A 16,223-nucleotide genomic window follows, 5' to 3' on the forward strand; every position below is an offset into this window, starting at 1 on the left:
GGGAGCGTTTTCTTTTCCCTGTAACTTGTCACTTGTAACGTATCTGTCTTCACTTTGCAGGAAACCACCATGCCCGGTACCCGTTATTCCCTCGAAGTCCAGCCACGCATACCCGAGCGCCTGGCACGGTTGCAGGAACTGGCCAACGACCTCTACTACAGCTGGGACCGCCAGGTGCGTGGCCTGTTTCGCCGCCTGGACATTCCGCTGTGGGAACAGTGCGGCCACAATCCCAAGGTGTTCCTGCGCCAGGTAGCCCAGGACAGGCTGGAGCAGGCGGCACAGGACCGCATCTTCATACAGGATTACAACCGCGTCATCTCATCCTATGACGTCTATCTGCAGGAGGAGGCGCGCGGCGACCTGCTGCAGCACCTGGACCCGCAGCGCGATCTGGTCGCCTATTTCTGCGCCGAGTTCGGCCTGCACGAGAGTTTCCCCATCTACTCCGGTGGCCTCGGCATCCTCGCCGGCGATCACTGCAAGGCGGCCAGCGATCTGGGGCTACCCTTCGTCGCCGTCGGCCTGCTCTATCGCCAGGGCTATTTCAATCAGACCATCGACGGCGGCGGCTACCAGATCGCCCACTACCATCCGGTGGATTTCCGTGACCTGCCGGTACACCCGGCAGTGGATGCCGCCGGCAATGAAGTACACGTCTTCATCGAACTGCCGGGACGACGCGTCGAACTCAAGGTATGGGAGGCGCGCGCCGGCCATATCCGTCTCTACCTGCTCGACTCCGATCTGCCCGGCAACCAGGAGAACGACCGCTCCATCACCTACCAGCTTTACGGCGGCGACATCCACACGCGCATGCAGCAGGAGATCGCCCTCGGCATCGGCGGCGTGCGCGCCCTGCGCGCCCTCGGCATCCGTCCCACCGTATGGCACATCAACGAGGACCACACCGCCTTCCAAATCCTCGAGCGCATCCGCGAACACGTGAGCGACGGCCTCGATTTCGACAGTGCGCTGGAACTGGTGGCCGCGGCCACGGTGTTCACCACCCACACCCCGGTGCCTGCCGGCCACGACATCTTTCCGCACCACCTGATGCACGAATACTTCGGCCGCTACATGCAGGAATTCGGCGTCGACGAGGAACGCATCCTCGCTCTCGGCGCCTCGCCCGCAACGCCCAACAGCTTCAACCAAACCGCCCTCGGCCTGCGCGGCTCACGCTTCCACAACGGCGTCAGCCGCATTCACGGCGACGTCGCCTCGCAGATGGAGGCCTACATCTGGCCGCAAATCCCGGCGGAGGAAAACCCCATCGGCTACGTCACCAACGGCGTGCACGTCCCCACCTTTCTGGCGCGCGAATGGGTCAACCATCTGGACATGCAATACGGCGGCGGCTGGCGCAACGAACTGCTCAATGCCGACTACTGGACTCAGATCGACGATATTCCCGATCACACCTTCTGGAGCCTGCGCCAGACACTCAAGGCACAGATTCTGGATGAGGCGCGGCGCCGTAGCCTGCGCATGCACCGCCGCAACGGCGTCAGCGAATCGCAGCTGGAACGGCTGGTGCGCCACCTGCAACCCACCGAAACCGACATCCTCACCATCGGCTTTGCGCGCCGCTTCGCCACCTACAAGCGTGCCACCCTGCTGTTCTCCAACCCGGAACGGTTGGCGCGGCTGGTGAACGATCCGCAACGCCCGGTGCTCTTCATCTTCGCCGGCAAGGCGCATCCCCACGATCAGCCCGGTCAGCAACTGATCAAGATCATCCACGACTATGCGCGGCGCCCGGAGTTCGAGGGCAAGATCATCCTGCTGGAGGACTACGACATGGCGTTGGGCCGCAAGCTGGTCACCGGCGTCGACGTATGGCTGAACAATCCGGAATATCCCATGGAGGCCAGCGGCACCTCGGGACAGAAGGCGGGGATCAATGGCGTGCTGAACCTCAGCATCACCGACGGCTGGTGGGGCGAGGGCTACAACGGCGACAACGGCTGGGCCATCACGCCGCATGGTCCGCAATACGATGCCACCTTCCGCAACAACGAAGAGGCCAACGAACTGCTCGACCTGCTGGAACACCACGTCATCCCGCTTTACTACCAGCGCAATGGCCACGGCTATCCGGAAGACTGGGTGAAGAAATCCAAGAATTCGATGAAGTCACTGCTGCCGCGCTTCAATGCACAACGCATGGTGATGGACTACATCCGTGACTACTACGGTCCGGCGCAGCGCCAGCGGCAGCGGCTGGCCCAGGATGATAATGCACCGGCACGCGAACTGGCAGCCTGGAAGCGCCGCATCCGCGCCGCCTGGCACAAGATCACCATCGCGCGCAGCGACAACATCCAGAAACAGATTCTGGCCGGCGACACCCTGCCCATCGAAGTGACGATGGATCTCAACGACCTGCAGCCGGAGGATTTGATCGTCGAATGCCTGGTGGGAACCGAGACCGAGACTGGCGAATTCGTCACCCATGCCAGCCACAACCTGACCTGCCAGGGCCGTGATGAACACGGTGCCACACTGTTCCGTATCGATCTGCGCCCGCAGCTCTCCGGCATGCAGTACTACAAGCTGCGCGCCTATCCATACCACAGACTGCTGAGCCACCCGTTCGAGATGGGCTACATGATATGGGTATAACGCTAGTTACAAGTTCCAAGTGACAAGTTGCAAGTTAAAGGCAGACCATGCCGTCTTCTTGTCACTTGTCACTTGTCACTTGTCACTTGTCACTTGTCACTTGTCACTTGTCACTTGTCACTTGTCACTTGTCACTTGTCACTTGTCACTTGTCACTTGTCACTTGTCACTTGTCACTTGGAACTTCTGTAAATATCCTGCACCGCCGGCGGAATGGCATTGATGAACTCATCGCGCAGCGACTGATCGCTGCCCAGCTGCGCCAGCATCGGATCTTCCGCCGACTCCGGCAGCTGATAGACGGCGAAGGCGATGATCGGCGCCAGCCAGAGGTACTGTTCATCGGACTCGAACAGGCGATCCCAGTAAGCACTGCGCAACTGCGTGGCGCGCATGAATCCCGAGCACCAGCCCTCCGGTTCCACCACCTCATTGTCCTCGTCGTCCAGCCCCACGTACCACATCGGTTCGAAGACATCGCTGTCACGCAATTCCTCTTCGATGGAACGGCGCAGCGCGAAGATCAGCTCCACGATATCCCGCTCCTCGCACTCGTCGGCAAAGCCGGGATTCTCCCCGCCCCACACCTCGGCCAGCCACTCCCCGGCCGGCACGTCATCCGGCGTGCACACCAGGGCGGTGAGGAAGCCGTCCAGCTCGTCCAGCACCATGCATTCCTGCGGACGCTGTTCGGAGCCGAGAAATTCCTCCAGCCGTACCAGGCCGTCTTCATCCAGTTGTGCTGCGTTGTTCATCGCGACTGCTCCATCGAATGGGATTGGGATTAGAAACTTCAAGCAGTCCGCATTAAACGCCAATGGACGCGAATTTTTACCTGCACTCTCGCCAAGACCGTGCGTAGCGCTTTGGCGCAATTCAATTGATGGTCAGGTTCATCTTAAGGAAACTCTGAATAAGTTCAGAGCTTCCTTAATTTGCGTCCATTCGCGTTCATTTACGGACCAACTGTTTTTCTGGCATTAACCCTCAGCGTTTCAGTCGCGCAAAGGCTTCGGCCATGACGCCGCCCGGCGCCGGCGCATCGCGGCGCTCGTGGCGCGGCTTGCCGCCCTTGGCCGGACGTTCCTTCGACATCGCACTGGAATCGTGTTCGCGCTGGTCATCGCTCAGGCGCATGGTGAGCGCAATACGGCGGCGTTTCACGTCCACCTCCAGCACCTTCACCTTCACCACATCGCCGGCCTTGACCACCTCACGCGGGTCCTTGACGAACTTGTCGGCCAGGGCGGAAATGTGCACCAGACCGTCCTGATGCACGCCGATGTCGACGAAGGCGCCGAAGTTGGTGACGTTGGTGACCACGCCCTCCAGGATCATGCCCGGTTCCAGGTCTTTCAAGTCCTCGACGCCCTCGCGGAAGGAGGCGGTCTTGAACTCGGGACGCGGGTCGCGTCCCGGCTTTTCCAGTTCCTTGAGAATGTCGCGCACCGTCGGCTCGCCGAAGCGTTCGTCCACAAAGTCATTCGCCGCGAGACGGCCGAGCAGGCCGGTGTTGCCAATCACCTCGCGTATCGGCTTGCCGGTGGTGGCAAGAATCTTTTCCACCACCGGATAGGCTTCCGGGTGCACCGCGGAGGCATCCAGCGGATTGTCGCCGTTCATCACGCGCAGGAAGCCGGCACACTGCTCGAAGGTCTTCTCGCCCAGGCGCGGCACCTTGAGCAGGGCCTGGCGGTTGGGAAAGGCGCCGTGCGCATCACGATAGGCCACGAGGTTGGCGGCCAGGGTCGGATTGAGTCCGGCGACGCGGGTCAGCAGCGCACTGGAGGCGGTGTTGACGTCGACGCCGACGGCATTGACGCAGTCCTCCACCACCGCATCGAGCATGCGCGCCAGGCGCGTCTGCGACACATCGTGCTGGTACTGGCCGACGCCGATGGACTTGGGGTCGATCTTCACCAGCTCGGCCAGCGGGTCTTGCAGGCGGCGCGCGATGGACACCGCGCCGCGCAGCGACACGTCCACGTCGGGAAATTCCTTCGCCGCATACTCGGAGGCGGAGTACACCGAGGCGCCCGCCTCGCTCACCATCACCTTGGTGAGGCGCAGCTCGGGATGGCGCTTGATGAGATCGGCGGCCAGCTTGTCGGTCTCGCGCGAGGCGGTGCCGTTGCCGATGCTGATCAGCTCGACATTGTGCTTCTTCGCCAGCGCGGCCAGCACGGCGATGGACTGGTCCCACTGCCGCTTCGGCTCGTGCGGATAGATGGTCGCCGTGTCCACCAGCTTGCCGGTGTTGTCCACCACCGCCACCTTCACACCGGTGCGCAGCCCCGGGTCGAGGCCGAGGGTGGCGCGCGGACCGGCCGGCGCCGCCAGCAGCAGGTCGTGCAGATTCTGCGCGAACACCTTGATCGCCTCCTCCTCCGCCGCCTCGCGCAGGCGCGTCTTCAGGTCGGTATCGAGGTGGGTGAAGATCTTCACGCGCCAGGCCCAGCGCACCGTCTCCTTCAGCCACAGGTCGGCGGGGCGGCCCTGCTCGCTGACGCCGACATGGGCGGCGATCATGCGCTCGGCGCTGCCCAGCTGGCCGGCCGGCAAGGCCTCGTCATCGGGCAGCGCCAGGGAGAGATTGAGGATACCTTCCTTGCGGCCGCGGAACAGCGCCAGGGCGCGATGCGAGGGCACGCCCTTGAGCGGCTCGCGGTGGTCGAAGTAGTCGGAGAACTTGGCGCCCTCCTCTTCCTTGCCCTCCACCACCTTGGCCACCATCTGGCCCTGTTCCCACAGGTACTCGCGCAGGCGGCCCACCAGCTCGGCGTCCTCGGCGAAATCCTCCATCAGGATCTGGCGCGCGCCGTCCAGCGCGGCGGCCACATCGGCCACGCCCTTGTCGGCATCGATGAACTTGGCAGCCTCGTCTTCCGGCTTGAGCGTCGGGTCGGCCAACAGTGATTTGGCCAGCGGCTCCAGACCGGCCTCGCGGGCGATCTGCGCCTTGGTGCGGCGCTTCTGCATATAGGGGCGATAGAGGTCTTCCAGGCGGGTCTTGGTGTCCGCCGCCAGGATCGCCGCCTTCAACTCCGGGGTCAGCTTGCCCTGCTCTTCGATGCTCTTCAGCACCGTGGTGCGGCGCTCGTCCAGCTCGCGCAGATAGCTCAGCCGCTCCTCCAGGGTACGCAGCTGGGTATCATCCAGGCCCCCGGTGACCTCCTTGCGGTAACGGGCGATGAAGGGGACGGTGGCGCCCTCGTCGAGCAGGGCGATGGCGGCCTCTACCTGGGCGACCTTGACGGCGAGTTCGTTGGCGATGCGTTGGGCAATGGTCATAGGCAACAAGGGGTCAGTGCAAAAGGCAACAAGGGGTCAGTGCAAAAAAGGAGGGGCGGCATTGTAGCAAAGGCCGCCGCCGGTGGCGGACAAAACAATAAAACCCTTAATTAACATACAGATACAAAAAATCATTTCACCCGAAGGCAAGCGCCACCCAGTCGCCGATGAAGTGGGTGGCGACGATGACGATGACGGCAATGACCAGGTGCTCGCCAATGACGTGCAGGGGCGGTTCGCCGCGATGGCGTGCCAGATACCAGGACAGCAGCGCGATCAGTGCCAGCCCCCAGCCTGTCGCCACCAGGATCGCCGTGCCCAGTTCCAGCAACAGCAGCGGCACCAGAAAGGTCAGGGCGATGGCCGCCTTGGAGAACAGGGTGGCGAAGGTGGCCTCCCACACCGCCAGCACGCTGCGCCCGGCGGCGGATTCCTCGGCGATGTGGATGCCGAGGGCATCGGAAAAGGCATCGGCCACCGCAATGGTGATCACCCCGCCGATCACCGCCAGCGAGGAATGGGTGCCGGAGTGCAAGCCCACCATCAGGCCGAGGGTGGTGATCACCCCGGAGGTGAGACCGAAGCTGAAACCGGTACGCAGGGATTGTCTCAGACTCATCGGCTCATCTCTCCACACCGGGCAATGGCAACACCATGCGGGCATTCTGCACCGCCACGGTCTGCACACACGCCATCACCAATCCATAACGCGCAAAGAAACCTTCCGCCGCCCGACTGACAGTGGCGTAGACCCGCGTCAGGTGATATCTGGCGGCCTGCTGCAGGAGATGCTGCATAGGCTGAGAGCACAGGTCAGCGCATTGATCGCCAGTACCGCACGCCAGGTGCCGGGCTGCCGTGCGCGCAGCCCCTCCTGCGTACAGCCCTGATCACAGCAATCACCGATGACGCTTTCTCCGGCCGGCTGGCAAGCCGGCGGCAGGACCGCTACCATCTTAGCGCATTCCCCCACCGGACCCTGTGATGCCCTGCCTGCGCCCGCTCCTGTTTCTCCTGCTGCTTGCCACCACCGGCAGTGCGGTGGCGGCCTCCCATGCAGTGGTATTCATGTACCACCGCTTCGGCGAGGACCGCTATCCCTCCACCAGCATCCGCCTGGAGCAATTCGACGCCCAGCTCGATTATCTGGCGCAGAACGGCTATCAGGTCTGGCCTTTGGAGCGCATCGTCACCCACATCCTGCACAACGAGCCCCTGCCCGAGCGCACCATCGCCATCACCGTCGATGATGCCTATCTGTCGGTCCACGAACACGCCTGGCCGCGCCTCAAGGCGCGCGGCTGGCCGTTTACCGTGTTCGTCAACACCGACCCGGTGGATCGCCGGCTGGGCGGCTTCATGACCTGGGAACAGATGCGCGCCATGCAGAAGGAAGGCGTGCGCTTCGCCAATCACACCGCCAGCCATGACTCCATGGCGAAACGCCGTGCCGATGAAACCGATGCCGCCTGGGAGCGGCGCGTGCGTGCCGACATCGAACGGGCGCAGCGCCGCCTGCGCGAAGAACTGGGTGAACAGAGTGAACAGGAACCGCGCCTGTTTGCCTACCCCTACGGCGAATACGACACGCGCGCCGCCGACCTGGTGCGGGCCATGGGTTACATCGGCTTCGGCCAGCAATCGGGCGCCATCGGTCCGCTGTCCGATCGCCGCGCCCTGCCACGCTATCCCATGGCAGAAAGGTTTGCCGCCCTGGAGCCGTTCGCGCGCAAGGCCGCCAGCCTGCCGTTGCCGGTGCTGCAGGCCGCGCCGTGGGAACCGCACATCGACAGCAACAACCCGCCGCGACTGACGCTCACCCTGCAACAGCCACTGCGCGGCATCGCCTGCTACAACGCAGCGGGACACCCCTTGCCGCTCACCTGGCTCGACGACACCAGGCTCCAGGTACAGGCCACCGAAAGGCTGCCGCGCGGCCGCAACCGCTACAACTGCACCGCCCCCGCCGGCGACGGCCGCTGGTACTGGTACAGCCATCCCTGGCTGGTAGATGACTAGGCAGCGGGATAGCGGGCTACAGGTGCGGGGAGGTGAGGTGGCGGGGGTGAGCGCCTGTACGGCGCTCGTCATGTCCGAGTCCGGATTCAGGGCTCTTCGGGGGCCAGCTGCAAAGGACCGAGTTGCCCCAGACCATTGCTGCGGATCATGCGCTGTATCTCCGCCACATACTCCGCACCGCGCTCGGAGTAGCGCAGCAACCCCGCGGCCAGATGTTCGGCATCGAATGCGGCGCCGGCCAGACGCAGCGCCGCGCGGGCGCGGCGCATATCGACATAGGCGTGACCGATGTTGAGATTGAACAGGTAGACGCGCACCGAACTGCGCAGGTCGGGAAACACGCGCACGTAATGCCTGGCCCCTTCCATGCGCTGGGCCGGCACCATGCCGAGATCCTTTTTGTAGGTCCACAGGCCGAACAGATTGTTGGCCTCGCGCGCGAAGCGCGAGGTACCCCAGGCGCTTTCATTGGCGGCCTGCGCCAGCACCAGCGCGGCAGGCACCTCGTCGACACGGCGCAGCAGGATCTCGCGCACCACCGGGTCATTCAGGTCGCCGGGCACACGGTACAACTCCGCCAGTTTCTCCACCTGATTCCAGTTGCGCGTGCCCGGACGCAGCGGACCGAGGGCGAAACGTTCCTCGATATAGCGGCGCTGGGCGCGGATATGCGCATTCTCCGCCTCGACCAGCGGCAGCAGGCCGCGGAAGAACAGTGCCTTCTTGCGTGTCACCTCGACCCGGCCGATGTCATCCGGGAAACGAACGATGGCGATACGCGGCAGCGGCCCCTGTGGCGGCCAGTGGTAGTTATAACCGGCAAAGAGGGTCTCCATGTGCTCCGCCGAGGCCACCTCCAGCTCAGGCAAGGGGATCGGCGCCGGCACGCCGGCCACATAGGGACGCACCAGGAACCAGTAAAGGATGGCCGCCAGCAGCAGCGGCGCCGCCGCGGCCAGCAGCAACAACTTGAAGCGCACCAGCCAGCGCAGCCAGTGCATCATCAGGCTAGTCCCGGCAACAGCTGGCGCAGGCCGTTGGCCATGAATTCCACGGCAATGGCCGCCAGGATCAGGCCCATGATACGCGTCAGCACGTTGATGCCGGTGCGCCCCAGACGCTGCGACAGCAAGGGCGCGGTACGGAACACCACCCAGACGATGAGCGCCATGAGCAGGATCTCGATACCCAGCATGAGGTAGTGGGTCGGCGCCGAGGAGCGGTGGGTGTAGACAATGATGGTACTGATCGCGCCCGGCCCGGCGAGCAGCGGAATCGCCAGCGGCACCACCGCCACCGACTCCTTTTCCGCGGCATCCTGTGCCTCCTCGTCGGTCTGCTTGGCCGGGCTCAGTCTGGCATGCATCATCGACACGGCGATGAGCAGGATCAGGATGCCGCCGCCGACGCGGAACGAAGCGATGGTGATACCGAAGAAACTCAGAATCGCCTCACCGGTGAACAGCGCAACCAATAGCACCGCCCCCACCGCCAGGGCGGACAGCAATGCGGTGTGGTGGCGCCGGCGCACCGTCATGCCATCGGTCAGGCCGATGAATACCGGGATGGCACCGACCGGATTGACGATGGCGAGCAGACCGGCAAAAAACTTGGCGTATTCAGCCCACTCCTGCATGTTGAAACCCCAAAAAACAGAGCTGTGAGATACGAGGGGCAAGGCACGAGGGGATGATCTCGCTGCGCGCGTGCTGCTTTTGCACAAACAGCGGAGCACGCAGCGCACTCCACCCCTCGAACCTCGTACCTTGTCCCCCGTGCCTATTGTCTGCGCTTATGCCCATGGATCGACGGTATTCGGCGGAAGGCAGGCGCCGGTAGCCGGATCCACCCTACAAACCGCATTTTTTTCAACCACCCGCCGCGGCAATCCACGCGCGCCACGGCCCGAACAGCGCCGGGTCCAACGTCGCCACCACGGAGCGTGGCTGCAGGCCGACATGCAGTACCGGCTCGCCCTGCAGGGTCTCGGCGCAACCACCGGCCTCGGCGAGGATCAGGCTGCCGGCGGCGTAATCCCACAGGTTCTGCCGCCCGTGCAGGTAGAGTTGGCCGCGACCGGCGGCAAGCTGACACCAATCCAGCGCCGAGGAACCGAAATTGCGTTGCGAGGCAAAGGGTGGTGAACAGGCCAGACGCGTGGCCAGCGCAGGCGTCAGACGCTTGAAATCGACCAGCGCCACGCAGCGCGCCAGCGCCAGCCCGGTGGCGCGGGTACGCAGCGGCACGCCGTTGAGCCAGGCCCCCTGACCACGCGCCGCGCTGAAGCACTCGTCGCGCACCGGGTCATAGACCAGGCCGAGCTGCACCTCGCCATGGCGGATATAGGCCAGGGCGAGAGCGAAATAGGGAATGCCAGCAGCGAAATTGCTGGTGCCGTCCAGCGGGTCGAGACACCACAGGCCTGCGGCTGAATCGGCCAGCAGGCGCTGCTGTTCGGCCGTCGTCATCTCCTCGCCCAGCAGCGGGATCTGCGGCCAGTGCGCCGCCAGCGCGGCGCTCACCGCCTGTTGGCAGGCCAGGTCCGCCTCGGTGACGACACTGCCGTCGGCCTTGACGGCGGCGGCGACACGGTTGAAGCGCGGCAGCAGTTCCTGCCGCGCCAGTGGCAGGACCACCGCGCACAACTGTTCCAGCTCGACAGCCATCAACGGCGCAGATATTCGAAGGTGACGTTGGGCCGGCCGACATAGCAGGCATGGGTGAACTGGTATTTGCGGATCGCCGCCAGTGCCGCCCTCGCCTCCTTCTCATGGCTGCCCATGTCGTACAGCGTGATGCCGTTGTCGATGATCAGCCAACGGCCGTCGCGCTGGACCAGGCCGGCCGTAGTGGGGTGGAAGCGTACGCAGTCTTCCTCGTACCACTGTCCCAGCGGCGCCCGCCCGCTGATCAGCAGGAAACGGAAGGCCGGCGGGTCGCCGATGAAACAGGACTGGTTCAGGCCGTATTGCTGGATGATCTTCATGGCGGCATGGGCATCGGCTTCGTGGTCGCCGAAATCGAAGATCCACCAGTCCTCCTGCACGATCTGGTAGCGCCCCTCCAGCTGGCGCACGGCGATGCGCGCCGGATCGAAGTCGAGGCACTTTTCCTCCATCGGCGGCGGCGGCGGCGCATAACCGGCCCGGCTGATGCGCTTGGCGGTAAAGCCGCCGGTGACGCGCGTCACCTCCAGCACGTTGCCATCCTCGCGGATGGCCAGGTGCAGTTCGCCGCGCGCAGCCGTGCTGCCCTTGGGCACGTCGACCCAGCTGCCATACAGCATCTGGCCACGGAGGCGGCCGCTGAAAACCGCCGTGCGGCTCGGCTCCGGCCCGTCCTCATTGAACCAGTAGATTTCGTCGCCGATGTGGCGCACGTAGTAGGTGGCGCCATCGTCGCCGAACCATTTGCCGTTGAAATCCGGCGCAGCCACGGCCGGCAGGACCCCGCCCAGCAACAGAACCGCACCTGCTATCAATCGTTTCATCATCCCTGTTTCAGCCTCTAGTTGGCAGCCCGCAACAGGCTGTCGATCATCTCGCTGCGCTCGCCGCGCGTGAGTTTGAGCAATTCCCGGTGCGCCACTTCCCGCGCCAGACCACGCCGCACCAACACGTCCAGCATACGGTTAAACGTAGCACGACGACGCTGGCCATCCTGTGACTCATCACGGCGCGAACGACAGAAATCCATCAGGGTGGAACCGCAGACACAGTTGCGGAACAGTTCGACCACCGGCCGGTCATCATCATCCAGCGCCGCCTTGAGTCCGCTACGACCACCGGCCGGCACCGTGAGTTCAAGGAACTGCGCCAGATTCTCGTAGGTCCGCCCGCAATTGGGACAAACCTTGGGAAAGGCGCCGGCGCTCAGCTCCTGCAAGCCGACGAACAGATCCGAATCCGGGTCATCGACCATGAGGTGGCTCCCCTTTCAGACGGATACCGCGCCGCAACACACTGAAATGCGGCCATGTTACCTGAAAAGGAAAGCGGCTAGAACCCGCTCAACTGCGCCGCACCCAGCCGACGCAGACGGAAAACAGCAGGATGCCCACCAGGGCGACGGCCCCCAGGAACAGACGGATCGGGCCGGGGCGGCGGCCGGTGTTGTGAAACTCCGGCGGGACGGGGAAGGATACGCACATAACCGACAACCTGATGGGACACGGATCTCGTATATAACACCCGCGCGGCCCCGGGCGAAATGACAATCCGCATTCGCTACCGAGTTCAGCCACTCTCCCGCAATATCAGTTCCAGCCGGGCAAAGTCGAGCGCCAGCAAGCGCACCGGTTCCTGCTTGCCCCTGAGAGCGAGTTCCTGCTGCTTGCCGCGCCAGTAGCGCTCATGCAGATGGCGGTAGGAGGTCTCGCTCAGGGCGATGTCGCAACCCAGTTCCTTGGTGGCGCTCTCCAGGCGGAAGGCGGTATTCACTGCATCGCCCAGGGCGGTGTTGTCGGCACCGATGCCAAGGGAGGCCAGGCCGGTATTGATACCGGCACCGATGCGCAAGGGTTGCGGCAGTTCGGGAAAGGAGAGCTTGAGGCGGGCGGTGACCTCGGCGATCCGCCACGCCGTGCGCAGTGCCTGCATCACATTGTCCTGCACCCGCTCGTTGTCCCAGCGCACGAACACGCAGTCACCGATGAACTTGTCGATCGTGCCGCCGCTGTCCTGGATGATATCGCTGACATCCTGGAACCATTTGCTCATCAGCCGCGACAAGGTTTGGATCGGCACCTGCTCGGACAGCCCGGTGTAGTTGCGGATATCGGCCACCAGTACGGTGATCTCCTTGATCACCGGGGCGTGGAAGATGACGGTTTGCTGGAAGGAGATGGAATCATTGAAACGGTCCGGCTGGATGCCCTGCTCGAACACGAATTCCGTCAGCCCGATGGCGATGCGATCGCCGTTGCGCAGCCGGGTGGGGGCCGAGACCCGCCCACCGTTGACCGAGGTGCCGTTGGAGCTGCCGCTGTCGATGATGTAATAGTCACCGCCGCCCAGGCGCCGCACCATGGCATGATTGCGCGACACCAGCAGGTCGGTGAGCACGATGTTGTTGTTCTTGTCGCGACCGATGGTCAGGGCATTGCCGCACGGCACCCGCTCCGTCTGCTTGTCTCTCATGAAGGTCAGATAGGCGGACATTGCAACTCCCCGCATCCATAAGCCTGGGCAAAACCTTAAGGAAGGTCCGAATAAGTCCATCCTGGACTACTCAGACCACGCCAAGCGAAAAGTGTGATTTTCGCTTGGCTTCATTTTTCAACGGCTTATCGTCGTTGAAAAATGGCGGCACATCCCTGTGCCGCGGAAGCTCTGAACTTATTCAGAGCTTCCTTAACGCGCCGCCCGACCCTCAGGCAAATACCCGGCGGATCTCTTCCAACGAGGTGATGCCCTGCAACAGTTTGGCACGAGCGTCGTCACGAATACTGCCGGTCTCCTGCTGCAGTAAATCGCCACCGTCCAGGACAACACGCCCCTTATCCAGCAATTCGCGCATCACCGCATTCACCTCCAGCACCTCGGCCACGGCGATGCGCCCGCGATAGCCACTCTGGCGGCAGTGCTCGCAGCCGACTGCCTCGTAAACAGTGACCTCGCCCGCACCTGCCGCATCCAGGCCGGCCGCCGCCAGCTCGCGCCAGGACAGCGTCACCGGCCGCTTGCAGTCATCGCACAGACGGCGCACCAGGCGCTGGTACACCACTACCAGCAGGGTGGCCGACAGCATGTAGGATTGGATACCGAAATCCAGCAGGCGGGCGATGGCCCCCTGGGCATCGTTGGCGGTCATGGTGGACAGGATCAGATGGCCGGACAGTGCGCTGCGCGCCACCGCCAGCGCCGTCTCCTGGTTGCGTATCTCGCCCATCAGGAGGATGTCGGCATCCTGGCGTACCAGATGCTGCAGGGAACCGGCAAAGGTATATCCGGCAGCCTCGTTGACGGCGGTCTGCTGTACCAGCGACAGCTGGTATTCGATGGGGTCCTCCACGGTGACCACGTTGCGCTGCAGGATATTGCTGCGCCGCAGCATGGAATACAGCGTGGTGGTCTTGCCGCTGCCGCTTGGCCCGACCGTCAGGATGATGCCGGACTGCTTGCGCAGGCAACGCTCCAGCCGCGCCACCTGCGCCGCCTCGAAGCCCAGCCACTCCAGCCGGTGCAGCGCCTCGGTCTTGGGCAACAGGCGCAGCACCATGTTCTCGCCGAAGGCGGTAGGGATGAGGGCGACGCGGATATCGTAGCCGGTGCGCAGGTAGTGAAAGGCAAAGCCGCCGTCCTGCGGCGTGCGCTGGCGGGTGATGTCCAGTTCGCTGAGCACCTTGGCACGGGAAACCACATTGCGATGGATGCGCGAGGGAAAGGCGAAATAGTGGTGCAGCACGCCATCCACGCGGTAGAACACATGGGAGGCCAGGGCCTGGGGCCGGATATGGATATCCGTGGCGCGATCCTTGATCGCGTTCTGAATCAGCAAATCCAGCAGCAGCTCGATATCGACGTCGGCGCCGTTAACGGCCTCCGCCACCAGGACTGCAATGCGCTGCTCCAGGGGATTTTCCAGCTCGAAGTAATACAGTTCCACCGCTTGGGCGATGCGTGCCCGATCGCTGACCACGAAGGCGATGCGCCGCCCGCTCGCCTCCCGCAACAGCGCCTTCAGGCCGCTGTTGCCCGGGTCCTGGGTGGCCACGGTGAGGACGCCGCGGCGCAGGCGTAGCGGCAGGACGGTGTGCTGCACTGCCAGGTCCTTGGGGATGGCCAGCAGAGCCTTCTGCTGCGGTACGGTGACGGCGAGGTCGACATAGGGCAGCTTGTGCTGCGTCGCCACGGCATGGGCAATCTCGTCGGCGGTTACGAAATCCAGTCCCACCAGGATCTCGCCCAGATAGCCGGGCCGGGCCTGCTGGGTGTGCAGCGCCACCGCCAGCTGCTCCGCCGTAAGGTGTCCCGTTGCCAGCAGCAATTCACCCAAAGGGCTGTTTTTCATGAGTGCGCCTCGCCTCCGCTCGATGCCTTCATGATGGCGCAGCCGCCGGCGGTACGCCAGTCCATGTCCATTGCCGGCTATTTTTTGTATGCTTGGCGGGCGCATCAGGCAAGGAGACAGCGATGACACAGCACAACGCCAGCGACAACAACGAGTTCGAGAAGCTCATCCGCTGCAACATGGTCGGGCCGCACGGCGAAAAGAGCGTGCGCTTCGTGGCTCTGGAGCACTTCTCCCTGTGGGAATACATGATGCGCAGCCGCCACGGCTTCGAGTGCAGCGATTATGCCATTGGAATATGGCTGCCGGCGGATGAATTCGAGCGCAAGGCTCACATCTTCAGCCACAGTGGCAATGTCGAGGCCGTGGGCCGCTTCAACTTCTCCATCTACGATCCCACCTACCACTACACCTACACCGCATCACGCTTCGTGCCGGATGCCGATGCGGAACGCTTCCGCCAGGCCATGCTGGAGCACATCCCGGAAGAGGTCCGCCGCAGCAACCGCTTTGACCTGGAGGCGATCCCCGGCTACTGCATCGAGAAGGACAACGTGGCCAACCGCTCCAGCCTGGTGCTGGACCTGTACCACGGCTTGCACGACATTTACTGATCCAGGCTGCGTCGATCGCGCACGATGAAATCGGTGGTCAGCGCCGAACCGTCGCGGAAAGTAAGAGTTATCGAAGCTCTGAATAAGGGAAGCTCTGAATAAGTTCAGAGCTTCCGCGGCACAGGGATGTGCCGCCATTTTTCAACGACGATAAGTCGTTGAAAAATGAAGCCGAGCGAAAATCACACTTTTCGCTTGGCGTGGTCTGAAAGTCCAGGATGGAGTTATTCAGACCTTCCTTATGGGGATGCGTGCGTCGGCATGCATGCCGCGGCTCTTGTACAGCATCAGGTGGTAGCCGGTTTCGTTGCTGAATACCAGGCTGCCATGGGGCGGAACCTCCAGCACCTCCTGCAACACCATACGCGCCGTGTCGTTCACCACCACCGACTGGTGGATATCGATGTTCTCCGCATTGGGACTGAAGGCGCCGATGAGATATTTCGGCATGTCGCCGTCGTTGTGTAAAACCATCCAACCCGCCGTCACCGCAATCAGCGGTGGGATCTCCGGAATCCAGGCCCCCTCGACCCGGATCATGGCCGGCTCCTGCCCGGCACAGGCCAACAACAGCAATGTGACGACAAACAGCAGGATTGTGCGCATGGACATTCGATCTGCGGTGCAAGGAGCCGGCTCATTGTGCCGTATCGCACTACG

Annotated in this window: 16 protein-coding genes; 3 read left to right on the forward strand and 13 right to left on the reverse strand. The window is 63.4% G+C overall.

The window, feature by feature from the left end:
• Positions 1-69 precede the first annotated feature (69 nt).
• On the forward strand, positions 70-2,628 hold the full coding sequence (gene glgP / locus EP379_RS12005; RefSeq protein WP_127478033.1) for an alpha-glucan family phosphorylase: 2,559 nt from the start codon (positions 70-72) through the stop codon (positions 2,626-2,628).
• Between the two features lie 173 nt (positions 2,629-2,801).
• Here the strand turns inward: glgP and EP379_RS12010 are convergent, their stop codons facing one another.
• From EP379_RS12010 to EP379_RS16400, 4 genes are all read right to left on the reverse strand, one after another.
• Positions 2,802-3,383, reverse strand: coding sequence for a YecA/YgfB family protein (locus EP379_RS12010; protein ID WP_127478034.1), 582 nt, complete (start codon positions 3,381-3,383; stop codon positions 2,802-2,804).
• Positions 3,384-3,615: 232 nt separating this feature from the next.
• The gene (locus tag EP379_RS12015; RefSeq protein ID WP_127478035.1) at positions 3,616-5,919 is read right to left on the reverse strand and encodes a Tex family protein; all 2,304 of its coding nucleotides are present in this window, start codon (positions 5,917-5,919) and stop codon (positions 3,616-3,618) included.
• A 136-nt stretch (positions 5,920-6,055) separates the two neighbouring features.
• Complete coding sequence (locus EP379_RS12020) at positions 6,056-6,532, reverse strand: hypothetical protein (protein ID WP_127478916.1); 477 nt, start codon at positions 6,530-6,532, stop codon at positions 6,056-6,058.
• A 10-nt stretch (positions 6,533-6,542) separates the two neighbouring features.
• Entirely contained in the window at positions 6,543-6,716 is a 174-nt protein-coding gene (locus tag EP379_RS16400; protein WP_172600469.1) for a GNAT family N-acetyltransferase, read from the reverse strand.
• 187 nt (positions 6,717-6,903) lie between these two features.
• On the opposite strand from EP379_RS16400, the gene EP379_RS12025 reads away from it, so the two are divergent.
• The gene (locus EP379_RS12025) at positions 6,904-7,938 is read left to right on the forward strand and encodes a polysaccharide deacetylase family protein (RefSeq protein WP_127478036.1); all 1,035 of its coding nucleotides are present in this window, start codon (positions 6,904-6,906) and stop codon (positions 7,936-7,938) included.
• An 86-nt stretch (positions 7,939-8,024) separates the two neighbouring features.
• On the opposite strand, the gene EP379_RS12030 is transcribed toward EP379_RS12025, so the two are convergent.
• The 8 genes from EP379_RS12030 to EP379_RS12060 form a co-directional block, all read right to left on the reverse strand.
• Positions 8,025-8,942: a glucosaminidase domain-containing protein gene (locus EP379_RS12030; RefSeq protein WP_127478037.1), complete on the reverse strand. Its 918-nt coding sequence runs from the start codon at positions 8,940-8,942 to the stop codon at positions 8,025-8,027.
• Positions 8,942-9,574: a YchE family NAAT transporter gene (locus EP379_RS12035; protein WP_127478038.1), complete on the reverse strand. Its 633-nt coding sequence runs from the start codon at positions 9,572-9,574 to the stop codon at positions 8,942-8,944. The genes EP379_RS12030 and EP379_RS12035 overlap by 1 nt, the downstream gene beginning before the upstream one ends.
• Positions 9,575-9,806: 232 nt before the next feature.
• On the reverse strand, positions 9,807-10,604 hold the full coding sequence (locus EP379_RS12040; RefSeq protein WP_127478039.1) for an inositol monophosphatase family protein: 798 nt from the start codon (positions 10,602-10,604) through the stop codon (positions 9,807-9,809).
• Positions 10,604-11,431, reverse strand: coding sequence for a hypothetical protein (locus EP379_RS12045; RefSeq protein ID WP_127478040.1), 828 nt, complete (start codon positions 11,429-11,431; stop codon positions 10,604-10,606). The genes EP379_RS12040 and EP379_RS12045 overlap by 1 nt, the downstream gene beginning before the upstream one ends.
• A gap of 14 nt (positions 11,432-11,445) precedes the next feature.
• The gene (locus EP379_RS12050; RefSeq protein WP_127478041.1) at positions 11,446-11,859 is read right to left on the reverse strand and encodes an oxidoreductase; all 414 of its coding nucleotides are present in this window, start codon (positions 11,857-11,859) and stop codon (positions 11,446-11,448) included.
• A gap of 88 nt (positions 11,860-11,947) precedes the next feature.
• Complete coding sequence (locus tag EP379_RS16405; protein ID WP_172600470.1) at positions 11,948-12,088, reverse strand: hypothetical protein; 141 nt, start codon at positions 12,086-12,088, stop codon at positions 11,948-11,950.
• A gap of 85 nt (positions 12,089-12,173) precedes the next feature.
• Positions 12,174-13,097 (reverse strand): adenylate/guanylate cyclase domain-containing protein, encoded by a 924-nt coding sequence (locus EP379_RS12055; RefSeq protein WP_172600471.1) that lies wholly within the window; start codon positions 13,095-13,097, stop codon positions 12,174-12,176.
• Positions 13,098-13,308: 211 nt separating this feature from the next.
• Positions 13,309-14,949 (reverse strand): GspE/PulE family protein, encoded by a 1,641-nt coding sequence (locus EP379_RS12060; RefSeq protein ID WP_172600472.1) that lies wholly within the window; start codon positions 14,947-14,949, stop codon positions 13,309-13,311.
• Positions 14,950-15,071: 122 nt separating this feature from the next.
• Here EP379_RS12060 and EP379_RS12065 point away from each other — a divergent pair, with 122 nt between their 5' ends.
• Positions 15,072-15,563, forward strand: a complete 492-nt coding sequence (locus tag EP379_RS12065) for a hypothetical protein (protein WP_127478044.1) — start codon at positions 15,072-15,074, stop codon at positions 15,561-15,563.
• Positions 15,564-15,791: 228 nt separating this feature from the next.
• Here the strand turns inward: EP379_RS12065 and EP379_RS12070 are convergent, their stop codons facing one another.
• Entirely contained in the window at positions 15,792-16,175 is a 384-nt protein-coding gene (locus EP379_RS12070; protein ID WP_127478045.1) for a copper chaperone PCu(A)C, read from the reverse strand.
• Between the last annotated feature and the right edge of the window lie 48 nt (positions 16,176-16,223).

The sequence above is a fragment of the Sulfurivermis fontis genome (assembly GCF_004001245.1).
In the GTDB taxonomy this organism is placed as follows: domain Bacteria; phylum Pseudomonadota; class Gammaproteobacteria; order Thiohalomonadales; family Thiohalomonadaceae; genus Sulfurivermis; species Sulfurivermis fontis.

Excerpts from the sequence above, each read along its gene's own strand:
- glgP (WP_127478033.1), top strand. The coding sequence starts at position 70 with ATGCCCGGTACCCGTTATTCCCTCGAAGTCCAGCCACGCATACCCGAG.
- EP379_RS12010 (WP_127478034.1), bottom strand. The coding sequence starts at position 3,383 with ATGAACAACGCAGCACAACTGGATGAAGACGGCCTGGTACGGCTGGAG.
- EP379_RS12015 (WP_127478035.1), bottom strand. The coding sequence starts at position 5,919 with ATGACCATTGCCCAACGCATCGCCAACGAACTCGCCGTCAAGGTCGCC.
- EP379_RS16400 (WP_172600469.1), bottom strand. The coding sequence starts at position 6,716 with ATGCAGCATCTCCTGCAGCAGGCCGCCAGATATCACCTGACGCGGGTC.
- EP379_RS12025 (WP_127478036.1), top strand. The coding sequence starts at position 6,904 with ATGCCCTGCCTGCGCCCGCTCCTGTTTCTCCTGCTGCTTGCCACCACC.
- EP379_RS12030 (WP_127478037.1), bottom strand. The coding sequence starts at position 8,942 with ATGATGCACTGGCTGCGCTGGCTGGTGCGCTTCAAGTTGTTGCTGCTG.
- EP379_RS12035 (WP_127478038.1), bottom strand. The coding sequence starts at position 9,574 with ATGCAGGAGTGGGCTGAATACGCCAAGTTTTTTGCCGGTCTGCTCGCC.
- EP379_RS12040 (WP_127478039.1), bottom strand. The coding sequence starts at position 10,604 with ATGGCTGTCGAGCTGGAACAGTTGTGCGCGGTGGTCCTGCCACTGGCG.
- EP379_RS12045 (WP_127478040.1), bottom strand. The coding sequence starts at position 11,431 with ATGATGAAACGATTGATAGCAGGTGCGGTTCTGTTGCTGGGCGGGGTC.
- EP379_RS12050 (WP_127478041.1), bottom strand. The coding sequence starts at position 11,859 with ATGGTCGATGACCCGGATTCGGATCTGTTCGTCGGCTTGCAGGAGCTG.
- EP379_RS16405 (WP_172600470.1), bottom strand. The coding sequence starts at position 12,088 with ATGTGCGTATCCTTCCCCGTCCCGCCGGAGTTTCACAACACCGGCCGC.
- EP379_RS12055 (WP_172600471.1), bottom strand. The coding sequence starts at position 13,097 with ATGTCCGCCTATCTGACCTTCATGAGAGACAAGCAGACGGAGCGGGTG.
- EP379_RS12060 (WP_172600472.1), bottom strand. The coding sequence starts at position 14,949 with ATGAAAAACAGCCCTTTGGGTGAATTGCTGCTGGCAACGGGACACCTT.
- EP379_RS12065 (WP_127478044.1), top strand. The coding sequence starts at position 15,072 with ATGACACAGCACAACGCCAGCGACAACAACGAGTTCGAGAAGCTCATC.
- EP379_RS12070 (WP_127478045.1), bottom strand. The coding sequence starts at position 16,175 with ATGTCCATGCGCACAATCCTGCTGTTTGTCGTCACATTGCTGTTGTTG.